Genomic DNA, 12217 nt, shown 5'->3' with positions numbered 1-12217 from the left:
TCCGACCCGCACGAAAGGTGTAACGATTTGGGCACTGTCTCAACCAGAGACTCGGTGAAATTATAGTACCTGTGAAGATGCAGGTTACCCGCGACAGGACGGAAAGACCCCGTGGAGCTTTACTGTAGCCTGATATTGAATTTTGGTACAGCTTGTACAGGATAGGCGGGAGCCTTTGAAGCCGGAGCGCTAGCTTCGGTGGAGGCGCTGGTGGGATACCGCCCTGGCTGTATTGAAATTCTAACCTACGGGTCTTATCGACCCGGGAGACAGTGTCAGGTGGGCAGTTTGACTGGGGCGGTCGCCTCCTAAAAAGTAACGGAGGCGCCCAAAGGTTCCCTCAGAATGGTTGGAAATCATTCGTAGAGTGCAAAGGCATAAGGGAGCTTGACTGCGAGACCTACAAGTCGAGCAGGGACGAAAGTCGGGCTTAGTGATCCGGTGGTTCCGCATGGAAGGGCCATCGCTCAACGGATAAAAGCTACCCCGGGGATAACAGGCTTATCTCCCCCAAGAGTCCACATCGACGGGGAGGTTTGGCACCTCGATGTCGGCTCATCGCATCCTGGGGCTGTAGTCGGTCCCAAGGGTTGGGCTGTTCGCCCATTAAAGCGGTACGCGAGCTGGGTTCAGAACGTCGTGAGACAGTTCGGTCCCTATCCGTCGTGGGCGTAGGAAATTTGAGAGGAGCTGTCCTTAGTACGAGAGGACCGGGATGGACGCACCGCTGGTGTACCAGTTGTTCTGCCAAGGGCATAGCTGGGTAGCTATGTGCGGAAGGGATAAGTGCTGAAAGCATCTAAGCATGAAGCCCCCCTCAAGATGAGATTTCCCATAGCGTTAAGCTAGTAAGATCCCTGAAAGATGATCAGGTTGATAGGTTCGAGGTGGAAGCATGGTGACATGTGGAGCTGACGAATACTAATAGATCGAGGACTTAACCATATAATATGAAGCAAATGTTATCTAGTTTTGAAGGAATATACCTTCATAAGTCTGGTAATGATGGCAGAGAGGTCACACCCGTTCCCATACCGAACACGGAAGTTAAGCTCTCTAGCGCCGATGGTAGTTGGGACTTTGTCCCTGTGAGAGTAGGACGTTGCCAGGCAAAAACCTAAGTCGTTTCGACTTAGGTTTTTTTGTGTTTAAAAAAGTATGATTGTTTCCATTATAACGAGGAAGTAGCTTTAAAAACATACAAAAAACCCCGAATCATGGACTTTTTTAGTGTTCACGATTCGGGGTACAGTTCACTAGTTACTTAGTTTTTAATTTTTTACGTTCTGCCTCAATTTCGGAGCGCAATTCAGCTTCAGAATAACGATCTATTTTTCCATTTCCTTCATGTACAATGCTATTTAATGTATCTTCTGTCTTCTCTTCCACAATCACAATGACTCCTGTTTTTCCAGGTTTAATAGATTTTAATGTGTTTTCAAAAACAGAATATGCATGTGTAATCTCTTTTTTATCTTTAAATATACCAATCGTTGATCCAATTAGTCCACCTAACAATACACCGAAAGGTCCGCCTAGAATCCCAACAAACATCCCGATTAAACCGCCTTTATTGGTTTTATCAGCGCCTGTTACATCTAAGAAATCTTCAATTGATAATTCACCATCTATTTTGCGTTTAATAACTGCAATTTGTTCCACTTTTAGTTGATGCTCTAAATGAAATTTTTTAATAACAGAGAATGCTTTGTAGGATTGTGTATCTTCTTCAAAAGTAAGTACAGCGACTTGTTTGTCCATATTCAAAACCTGCCTTTTTCTTTAAGTATCACTGCATTTTGTATGTATGTCAAGAAAATTATGCCTGAATAATACTTGTTATTGGACATATATTTCGTTTTATAAAGCATATTTATACGGTTTTCTGGAATAAACACGAACGTTACATTTAATATTATGAAAAACATTCGATTATTTGTTGACATGTTTGAATAACACCTGTTAATATAACGGTAGAAGCAATATTATATCGCACCTCATATAATCGCGGGGATATGGCCTGCAAGTCTCTACCTAACGACCGTTAATCGTTGGACTATGAGGGAAAGTCACTCGGTATTTTTCTATTCACATGGGATACGCATGCCTGAGTAGAGCACTTTCTCTCATAGTAAAAGAGGAATGTTCTATATCAGGCTTTTTTTATTTGAATCGGGGGATTCTAATATGAAACCACTAGTTGGAGTCATTATGGGAAGCACGTCAGACTGGGAAACAATGAAGTATGCTTGTGAAATATTAGAAGAGTTAAATATTCCGTATGAGAAGAAAGTCGTATCCGCTCATCGGACTCCAGATTATATGTTTAAATATGCAGAAACAGCTCGTGAACGTGGAATAAAAGTTATTATCGCTGGGGCAGGCGGAGCTGCTCATTTACCAGGAATGGTTGCTGCAAAAACGAATATTCCTGTCATCGGTGTTCCTGTCCAATCGAAGGCGTTAAACGGTTTAGATTCATTGCTATCTATTGTCCAAATGCCAGGAGGTGTTCCAGTTGCGACTGTCGCAATTGGAAAAGCCGGAGCTACAAATGCAGGTTTACTTGCCACGCAAATGCTAGGATCGTTTCATGATGATATATACGATGCATTAGAACTGAGACGAGAGGCAATTGAAAAAAATGTGCGAGAAGGTAGTGAACTGCTGTGATAAAAACGATTTTACCTGGACAAATGATTGGTATTATTGGCGGGGGACAACTTGGCAGAATGATGGCGATTGCAGCAAAGGAAATGGGATATAAGATTGCAGTATTAGACCCAGCAAAGTCTTCGCCGTGTGCACAAGTTGCCGACATTGAAATTGTGGCACCGTATAATGATTTAAAAGCAATTCAGCACTTAGCAGAAATAAGTGATGTTGTAACATATGAATTTGAAAATATTGATTATAACTGCTTACAATGGCTTGAAAAGAATGCTTATTTACCACAGGGCAGTCAATTATTATACACAACGCAAAATCGTTATACAGAAAAAAATGCAATCACGAAAGCGGGTTTACCAGTAGCACCATACAGACTCGTTCAGAAGCAGGAAGAGCTTTTAGAAGCAATTGCTGAATTTTCCTTCCCTTGTGTGTTAAAGACAACAACAGGGGGATACGATGGAAAAGGGCAAGTTGTACTAAGAAGTGAAGCTGATATTGTGAGAGCGGTGGAACTTGTAAATCAGGCGGAATGTATTGTAGAAAAATGGGTTTCATTTGAAAAAGAAATTTCCGTTATTGTTACACGTAGTGTAAACGGTGAAACGAAGGTATTTCCAGTAGCCGAAAATATTCACGTGAATAACATTTTACATGAATCAATCGTACCAGCTCGTATTACAGAAGAACTATCACAAAAAGGAATTCAGTATGCAGAGAGATTAGCGGATGAACTAAAGTTAGTGGGAACACTAGCAGTAGAGATGTTTGCTACAGCAAATGGTGAGATTTATATTAATGAGTTAGCACCAAGACCGCATAACTCTGGACACTATACAATTGATGCCTGTGAAACGAGTCAATTCGGACAGCATATCCGAGCAATCTGTAATTTACCTCTTGGAGAAACAATTTTGTTAAAACCAGTTGTCATGGTAAACATTTTAGGCGAACATATAGAAGGGGTCCTAAAGCAAGTGAATAGGTTAACCGGGTGTTACTTGCATTTATATGGTAAAGAAGAAGCAAAGCCGCAGCGTAAAATGGGGCACGTTAATATTTTAAATGATAAGATTGATGTTGCTTTAGAAAAAGCGCGGACATTGCATATTTGGGACCATCAAGAACAACTGTTGGAGGGAAAAAGATGATTAGTCGTTATACACGCCCTGAGATGGGTGCGATTTGGACGGAAGAAAACAAATTTAAAGCATGGTTAGAAGTTGAAATCTTAGCTTGTGAAGCTTGGGCTGAACTTGGAGATATTCCAAAAGAAGATGTGAAAAAACTTCGTGAAAATGCCTCTTTCGATATTGACCGTATTTATGAAATTGAACAAGAAACACGTCATGATGTTGTAGCATTTACTCGTGCGGTATCTGAGACACCAGCATTAGGCGAAGAACGTAAATGGGTACATTACGGTTTAACATCTACAGACGTAGTAGACACAGCGTTATCTTTCATCTTAAAACAAGCTAATGAAATTTTATTAAAAGACTTAGAGAACTTCATTAGTATCTTAGCTAATAAAGCAAAAGAACATAAATACACAATTATGATGGGAAGAACACATGGTGTTCATGCAGAACCAACAACATTTGGTTTAAAGCTTGGCCTTTGGTATGAAGAAATGAAACGTAACTTAGAGCGCTTTAAGCAAGCAGCTGATACAGTTCGCGTTGGTAAATTATCTGGTGCCGTTGGTACATTCGCGAACATCAATCCATTCGTTGAAAAATATGTTTGTGAAAATTTAGGATTAGAAGCAGCACCGATTTCAACACAAACGCTGCAACGTGATCGTCATGCACATTACATGTCAACACTTGCACTAATTGCAACATCTATCGAAAAAATGGCAGTCGAAATTCGCGGTTTACAAAAAAGTGAAACACGTGAAGTAGAAGAGGCCTTTGCGAAAGGACAAAAAGGTTCGTCTGCAATGCCACATAAACGTAATCCGATTGGGTCTGAAAATATGACTGGCTTGGCTCGTGTTATCCGTGGTTACATGATGACTGCTTACGAAAACGTTCCATTATGGCATGAGCGTGATATTTCTCACTCTTCTGCAGAACGCGTTATCTTACCAGATGCAACAATCGCATTAAACTACATGTTAAATCGTTTCGGTAATATCGTGAAAAACTTAACGGTATTCCCAGAAAACATGAAGCGTAACATGCAAAGAACATATGGTTTAATTTACTCTCAGCGCGTAATGCTTACGCTAATCGACAAAGGTATGGTACGTGAAGAAGCTTATGATATCGTACAGCCTAAAGCGATGGAAGCTTGGGAAACACAAGTACAATTTAAGGAGCTTGTAGAAGCTGATGAGCGCATTACAAGCAAATTAACACAAGAAGAAATCAATGAATGTTTCAACTATGAACATCACTTACAACACGTTGATACAATTTTTGAACGTCTTGGCTTAAACTGATAATTTTATATGGCACAGAATAGGATCATTCTGTGCCATTCTTTTTAATTATACTATTCACATTTTTCAAACTACAGGGGGCTTGCGAAGTGCAAAAGCTAGAATTGCTGTATGAAGGAAAAGCAAAAAGAATTTATCGTACAGAAACAGCAGATATGGTTTGGGTAGAGTACAAAGATAGTGCTACTGCTTTCAATGGGGAAAAGAAAGCGACGATTTCTGGAAAAGGTCGTCTGAACAATGAGATTACAACTCTTTTATTCAGAAAGTTACAAGAAGTGGGAATCAAATCACACTTTGTTGAGAAAGTATCGGAAACAGAACAAATCGTAAAAAGAGTGAGCATCATTCCATTAGAAGTTGTCACAAGAAATGTAATTGCAGGCAGTCTTTCAAAACGATTAGGAATGGAAGAAGGAACTGCACTTACAACACCGATTGTGGAATTTTACTACAAAGATGATGATTTAGGAGATCCGCTTGTAACAGAAGATCATATTCGTGTGTTAAACGTTGCAACGCCAGAGCAAGTAAGCACATTACGAGAAAAAGCTCTACAGATCAATCAAGTATTGATTGAGCATTTCGCAAACTGTCGTGTAAGATTAATAGATTTTAAATTAGAGTTTGGGGTAACAGAAGAGGGAGAAATTTTATTAGCGGATGAAATTTCACCAGATACATGCCGTTTATGGGATGAAACGAGCAACGAAAAATTTGATAAAGATGTATTCCGCCGCGATCTTGGTAATTTAACAGATGCTTATGAAGAACTTTTAAAACGATTAGGGGGAGCTTCACATGTATAAAGTAAAAGTATATGTCACGTTAAGAGAAAGTGTATTAGATCCACAAGGAACAGCGGTAAAAGGGGCACTTCATAGTCTTTCATTTACAGAAGTACAAGATGTTCGTATCGGTAAATATATGGAGTTAACAATTGATAAATCAGTTACAGATATTGATGCAATGGTAAAAGAAATGTGCGAGAAATTATTAACGAACGTAGTGATTGAAGATTATCGCTATGAAGTTGAGGAGGTTGTCGCGCAGTGAAATTTGCCGTAATCGTTTTCCCAGGTTCGAACTGTGATGTGGATATGTTTCATGCAATTAAAGATGAGCTTGGCCAAGATGTAGACTATGTTTGGCATGATACAGAAAACTTAGATGAGTACGATGGAATTTTACTACCAGGCGGTTTCTCTTACGGAGATTATCTTCGCTGCGGAGCTATTTCTCGCTTTGCAAACGCAATGAAAGGTGTACAAAAAGCAGCTGAAGCAGGAAAACCAATTTTAGGTGTATGTAACGGTTTTCAAATTTTAGTAGAGTCTGGATTGCTACCAGGTGCATTAATTCGCAATAAAAACTTAAAATTTATGTGTCGTACTGTTCAGCTACGTGTTGAAAATAATACAACAATGTTCACGTCGCAATATGAGAAAGACGAAGTTATCGATATTCCGATTGCTCATGGTGAAGGAAACTACTACTGTGATGAAGTGACATTGAAACAGTTAGAAGAAAATAATCAAATTGTGTTCCGTTATGTAGAGAATCCAAACGGAAGCGTTTCAGATATTGCAGGGATTGTAAATGAGCAAGGGAATGTACTTGGCATGATGCCGCACCCAGAGCGTGCTGTTGACGAATTGCTTGGAGGAGCGGATGGTCTAAAAGTATTTCAATCTATTTTGAAACATTGGAGGGAAACATATGTCGTTACTGCTTGAGCCAAATCCAACTCAAATTAAAGAAAAACGCATTTATGCAGAAATGGGATTAACCGACGAAGAGTTTGCAATGGTTGAAAAGATTTTAGGCCGTCTTCCAAACTATACAGAAACAGGATTATTCTCTGTTATGTGGTCAGAACATTGTAGTTATAAAAACTCAAAGCCAGTTCTTCGTAAGTTCCCAACGACTGGTGAACGTGTATTACAAGGTCCTGGTGAAGGTGCTGGTATCGTAGATATCGGTGACAATCAAGCGGTAGTATTTAAAATGGAAAGTCATAACCATCCATCTGCAATTGAGCCGTATCAAGGTGCGGCAACAGGAGTAGGCGGTATTATACGTGATGTGTTTTCTATGGGAGCACGTCCAATTGCTATGTTAAATTCACTTCGCTTCGGTGAGTTACAATCACCGCGCGTGAAATATTTATTTGAAGAAGTTGTAGCAGGTATTGCAGGATACGGTAACTGCATTGGAATTCCAACTGTTGGCGGAGAAGTACAGTTTGATCCATGCTATGAAGGGAATCCACTTGTAAATGCAATGTGTGTTGGTTTAATTAACCATGAAGATATTAAAAAAGGCCAAGCGCACGGTGCTGGTAATACAGTAATGTATGTTGGTGCAGCAACAGGCCGTGACGGTATTCACGGTGCAACGTTTGCGTCAGAAGAACTATCTGAGGATTCCGATGCAAAGCGCCCAGCAGTGCAAGTAGGCGACCCGTTTATGGAGAAGCTTTTAATTGAAGCGTGCTTAGAGCTTATCAAATCTGATGCACTTGTCGGTATTCAAGATATGGGAGCAGCAGGCCTAACATCATCTTCTGCAGAGATGGCAAGTAAAGCAGGTATGGGTATTGAAATGTACTTAGATGATGTACCACAACGTGAAACAGGTATGACGCCATATGAGATGATGCTTTCTGAATCACAAGAGCGTATGTTAATCGTCGTGAAAAAAGGTAGAGAGCAAGAGATTGTAGAGTTATTTGAAAAATACGGTCTTGCGGCAGTGACAATGGGAAAAGTAACTGAAGATAAAATGCTTCGTTTATTCCATAAAGGAGAAATGGTTGCGGAAGTGCCAGCTGATGCATTAGCAGAAGAAGCACCTGTTTATCATAAGCCTTCAAAAGAAGCAGCGTATTTTGCAGAGTTCCAACAAATGAAGATGGAAACACCAAAAGTGGAGAATTATAAAGAAACATTATTATCTCTATTACAACAACCAACGATTGCAAGTAAAGAGTGGGTATATGATCAATATGATTATCAAGTACGCACAAGCACAGTTGTTACACCAGGATCTGATGCAGCGGTTGTTCGTGTACGCGGAACAAATAAAGCATTAGCAATGACAACAGATTGTAACTCTCGCTACATTTACTTAGACCCAGAAATGGGCGGGAAAATTGCTGTAGCAGAAGCAGCTCGTAATATTGTATGTTCTGGCGGTGAGCCGCTTGCAATTACAGATTGCTTAAACTTTGGTAATCCAGAAAAGCCAGAAATTTTCTGGCAAATTGAGAAGTCAGTAGATGGTATGAGCGAAGCATGCCGCACGTTAAGTACACCTGTTATTGGCGGAAACGTATCAATGTACAACGAACGCAGCGGTGAAGCGGTATATCCAACACCAACTGTTGGTATGGTTGGTCTTGTACATGACGTAAAGCATGTAACAACGCAAGAGTTTAAGCAAGCTGGCGATCTTGTTTATGTAATCGGTGAAACGAAAGCTGAGTTTGGTGGTAGTGAGCTACAAAAAATGTTACATGGTAAAATCTTCGGTCAAGCACCAAGCATCGATTTAGAAGTAGAAGAAAAACGCCAAAAGCAATTACTAGCAGCTATTCAAAAAGGTCTTGTACAATCAGCGCATGACGTTGCAGAAGGCGGATTAGCAGTTGCTTTCGCAGAAAGTGCAATGGGTGCAAACGGATTAGGTGCAGATGTGAAATTAGCTGGAGAAGCAACAGCAATGTTATTTGCAGAATCACAATCTCGCTTTGTTGTTACAGTAAAACGTGAGCAAAAAGAAGCGTTTGAAAGTATGATAGATGCACTTTATGTTGGGGAAGTAACAAGTGCAAATCAATTAACAATTCGTAATGAAGAAAACGAAGTATTGCTTACAGCAGATGTTGATGAAATGAGAACGGCTTGGAAAGGGGCTATTCCATGCTTAATGAAATAAAGGGGCTAAATGAAGAATGTGGCGTTTTCGGAATTTGGGGGCATGAAAATGCAGCTCAAGTTACGTATTATGGACTGCATAGCTTGCAGCACCGTGGCCAAGAAGGCGCTGGCATTGTTGTAAATAATGGGGAGAAAATCATTGGTCATAAAGGTCTTGGTTTAATATCAGAAGTGTTTTCACGCGGCGAGTTAGAAGGCTTAAACGGACAATCAGCGATTGGGCATGTTCGTTATGCGACAGCAGGCGGTGCTGAAGTTGCAAATGTTCAACCACTGTTATTTCGCTTCTCAGACCATAGTATGGCATTAGCTCATAACGGTAATTTAATTAACGCAAAAATGCTTCGTCGTGAATTAGAAGCAGAAGGAAGCATCTTTCAAACAAGTTCGGATACAGAAGTATTGCTTCATTTAATTAAGCGCAATACAAAAGGTACATTAATTGAAAGTGTAAAAGATGCACTAAACAAAGTAAAAGGTGCTTTTGCATATTTATTATTAACAGGAAACGAAATGATTGTTGCATTAGATCCAAATGGATTTAGGCCCCTTTCGATCGGAAAGATGGGAGATGCGTACGTTGTAGCATCTGAAACATGTGCGTTTGATGTTGTTGGGGCAACATACATTCGTGATGTAGAGCCTGGAGAAATCATTGTTATTAATGATGAGGGAATACACGCAGATCGCTATACAAATGATGTGGAGCATGCGATTTGTAGTATGGAGTATATTTATTTCGCTCGCCCTGATTCAAACATTGCTGGTGTTAACGTTCATGCAGCACGTAAAAATATGGGGAAATTGTTAGCAAAGGAAGCTCCAGTTGAAGCTGATGTTGTAACAGGTGTACCAGATTCTAGTATTTCGGCAGCAATCGGTTACGCGGAAGCGACAGGAATTCCTTATGAATTAGGATTAATTAAGAATCGTTACGTTGGACGTACCTTTATTCAACCTTCACAAGAATTACGTGAGCAAGGTGTAAAAATGAAGCTTTCAGCAGTACGTGGTGTTGTTGAAGGGAAACGTGTTGTTATGATTGACGATTCTATTGTGCGCGGTACAACAAGCAAGCGAATTGTTCGTATGCTTCGCGAGGCTGGGGCAACAGAAGTGCATGTAAGAATTGCTTCGCCGCCGCTTAAGTATCCATGCTTCTATGGAATTGACATTCAAACAAGAAAAGAATTAATCGCAGCAAATCATTCAATAGAAGAAATTCGTCAAATCATTGGAGCAGACTCTTTAACGTTTTTAAGTGAAGAGAGCTTAATCGATGCAATTGGCCGCCCATATGAAGGGAAATATGGCGGTTTATGTATGGCTTACTTTAATGGAGATTATCCAACGGCTCTTTATGATTACGAACAAGAGCTTTTAGAAAGTATGAAATAAAGTAGAGTAATAAGAAAGTATAGCAGCTTCTACTATACGCTGTGTAGAAGCTTGCTTTTTCTTAAAGTTTTATCATTATAGTTTTACTGTTCGGTAGACGGGAGAAATTCTTTCAGTATAAAAAGACGAGGTGTATAGAAACGATGGCGAATGCATATAAGCAAGCAGGAGTAGATATTGAAGCTGGATATGAAGCGGTATCTCGCATGAAAAAACACGTGCAAACAACGATGAGAAAAGAAGTGCTAGGTGGCTTAGGCGGTTTTGGAGGAATGTTTGATCTTTCAAAATTTGCATTAGAAGAGCCAGTATTAGTATCTGGAACAGATGGTGTAGGAACAAAATTAATGCTCGCTTTCATGATGGATAAGCATGACACAATCGGCATCGATGCAGTTGCAATGTGTGTGAATGATATTGTTGTTCAAGGGGCAGAGCCGCTCTTTTTCCTAGATTATATTGCTTGTGGTAAAGCAGAACCTAGTAAAGTTGAAAACATCGTCAAAGGAATTGCAGAAGGATGCCGTCAAGCTGGTTGTTCATTAATCGGCGGGGAAACAGCTGAAATGCCTGGTATGTATTCTGAGGAAGAATACGATTTAGCTGGTTTTACAGTTGGTATTGTTGATAAAAAGAAAATTGTTACGGGACAATCCATTGAAGCGAATCAAGTATTAATCGGACTTGCTTCTAGTGGAATTCATAGTAATGGTTACTCTCTTGTACGTAAGGTGCTATTAGAGGATGGACAGCTTTCACTTGATCGTACGTATGGTCGTTTAGAACTCCCACTTGGTGAAGAATTATTAACACCAACGAAAATTTATGTCAAACCTATTTTAGAACTATTGAAGAAATATAACGTAAGCGGTATGGCTCACATTACTGGTGGTGGATTTATTGAAAATATTCCACGTATGTTGCCAGACGGTATTGGAGCACAAATCGAACTTGGTTCTTGGACAGTTCATCCAATCTTTGATTTACTGCAAGAAGTTGGTCAATTAAATAGAGAAGAAATGTTCAATATTTTTAACATGGGTATTGGTATGGTAGTAGCGGTCAAAGAAGAAGATGCAGAAGGTGCTATTAAGCTTTTAGAAGAACAAGGGGAAACAGCTCGTATCATCGGACGTACTGTACAAGGTTCAGGGGTTACATTTAATGGAGGAGTAGTATCATGAACCGAATAGCAATTTTTGCTTCAGGAAGTGGTTCTAACTTTCAAGCACTTGTGGATGCAGTAGAAGACGGAAGATTAGATGCACAGCTTAGCTTACTTGTATGTGATCAACCTAGTGCGCGTGTTGTTCAGCGTGCAAATAATCATCATGTTCCTTGCTTTTCCTTTTCAGCGAAAGATTATGAATCAAAGGAAGCATTTGAACAAGCAATATTAAAGAAATTACAAGAATCCGAGATTGATTGGATTATTTTAGCGGGGTATATGCGTTTAATTGGTCCAACGTTACTAGCTGCTTATGGAGGCAGAATTGTTAACATTCATCCGTCGTTATTGCCAAGTTTTCCAGGAAAAGATGCAGTTGGGCAAGCGATTGAAGCTGGTGTGAAAGTAACAGGAGTAACAATCCATTACGTGGATGCAGGAATGGATACAGGACCAATTATCGCACAGGAAGCGGTAGCAGTTTCTGAAGATGATACACGAGAAAGTTTACAAAAGAAAATTCAACTTGTCGAACATAGATTGTACGTGGATACGGTGAAATCTTTATTACATTCTAAAGTGAAGTCATAA

General features: G+C 39.9%; 11 protein-coding genes, 2 rRNA genes and 1 riboswitch (1 of these 14 only partly in view). Of the genes, 12 read left to right on the top strand and 1 reads right to left on the bottom strand.

The annotated features are described in order from the left end of the window. Positions 1-945: ribosomal RNA gene (locus tag ACEWFJ_RS22820) — 23S ribosomal RNA — on the top strand; it begins 1978 nt to the left of the window's first position. 50 nt (positions 946-995) lie between these two features. Continuing rightward, positions 996-1111: ribosomal RNA gene (gene rrf, locus ACEWFJ_RS22815) — 5S ribosomal RNA — on the top strand. 149 nt (positions 1112-1260) lie between these two features. Here rrf and ACEWFJ_RS22810 read toward each other — a convergent pair. After that, positions 1261-1761, bottom strand: a complete 501-nt coding sequence (locus ACEWFJ_RS22810) for a DUF1269 domain-containing protein (protein WP_473690017.1) — start codon at positions 1759-1761, stop codon at positions 1261-1263. A 216-nt stretch (positions 1762-1977) separates the two neighbouring features. Next, positions 1978-2079, top strand: a riboswitch (purine riboswitch). Between the two features lie 108 nt (positions 2080-2187). Here ACEWFJ_RS22810 and purE point away from each other — a divergent pair. The 10 genes from purE to purN all read left to right on the top strand — a co-directional run bounded on the left by purE (position 2188) and on the right by purN (position 12217). Beyond that, positions 2188-2673, top strand: a complete 486-nt coding sequence (purE, locus tag ACEWFJ_RS22805; RefSeq protein WP_429712557.1) for a 5-(carboxyamino)imidazole ribonucleotide mutase — start codon at positions 2188-2190, stop codon at positions 2671-2673. After that, positions 2670-3821 carry a 5-(carboxyamino)imidazole ribonucleotide synthase gene (gene purK / locus ACEWFJ_RS22800; protein WP_429712556.1) on the top strand — a complete coding sequence of 384 codons (1152 nt, stop codon included), beginning with the start codon at positions 2670-2672 and terminating at the stop codon, positions 3819-3821. The genes purE and purK overlap by 4 nt, the downstream gene beginning before the upstream one ends. After that, positions 3818-5119, top strand: coding sequence for an adenylosuccinate lyase (gene purB / locus ACEWFJ_RS22795; RefSeq protein ID WP_473690016.1), 1302 nt, complete (start codon positions 3818-3820; stop codon positions 5117-5119). Before purK ends, purB begins: the two co-directional genes overlap by 4 nt. 89 nt (positions 5120-5208) lie before the next feature. After that, a complete protein-coding gene (gene purC / locus ACEWFJ_RS22790; protein ID WP_429712554.1) occupies positions 5209-5928 on the top strand; it encodes a phosphoribosylaminoimidazolesuccinocarboxamide synthase in 720 nt (239 codons plus the stop codon). After that, the gene (purS, locus tag ACEWFJ_RS22785) at positions 5921-6175 is read left to right on the top strand and encodes a phosphoribosylformylglycinamidine synthase subunit PurS (protein WP_098309204.1); all 255 of its coding nucleotides are present in this window, start codon (positions 5921-5923) and stop codon (positions 6173-6175) included. The genes purC and purS overlap by 8 nt, the downstream gene beginning before the upstream one ends. Continuing rightward, positions 6172-6855 (top strand): phosphoribosylformylglycinamidine synthase subunit PurQ, encoded by a 684-nt coding sequence (gene purQ / locus ACEWFJ_RS22780; protein ID WP_230574569.1) that lies wholly within the window; start codon positions 6172-6174, stop codon positions 6853-6855. The genes purS and purQ overlap by 4 nt, the downstream gene beginning before the upstream one ends. Further along, on the top strand, positions 6839-9058 hold the full coding sequence (gene purL, locus ACEWFJ_RS22775; RefSeq protein WP_429712552.1) for a phosphoribosylformylglycinamidine synthase II: 2220 nt from the start codon (positions 6839-6841) through the stop codon (positions 9056-9058). Before purQ ends, purL begins: the two co-directional genes overlap by 17 nt. Continuing rightward, the gene (gene purF, locus ACEWFJ_RS22770) at positions 9043-10458 is read left to right on the top strand and encodes an amidophosphoribosyltransferase (protein WP_098309201.1); all 1416 of its coding nucleotides are present in this window, start codon (positions 9043-9045) and stop codon (positions 10456-10458) included. Before purL ends, purF begins: the two co-directional genes overlap by 16 nt. 143 nt (positions 10459-10601) lie before the next feature. Beyond that, positions 10602-11642 carry a phosphoribosylformylglycinamidine cyclo-ligase gene (gene purM, locus ACEWFJ_RS22765; RefSeq protein ID WP_473690015.1) on the top strand — a complete coding sequence of 347 codons (1041 nt, stop codon included), beginning with the start codon at positions 10602-10604 and terminating at the stop codon, positions 11640-11642. Next, positions 11639-12217 (top strand): phosphoribosylglycinamide formyltransferase, encoded by a 579-nt coding sequence (purN, locus tag ACEWFJ_RS22760; protein WP_473690014.1) that lies wholly within the window; start codon positions 11639-11641, stop codon positions 12215-12217. Before purM ends, purN begins: the two co-directional genes overlap by 4 nt.

The sequence above is a fragment of the Bacillus sp. EA-CB0995 genome (assembly GCF_055814245.1).
The sequence above is the reverse complement of the archived record's forward strand: the minus strand, read 5'-3'. Positions and strand labels throughout refer to the sequence as shown.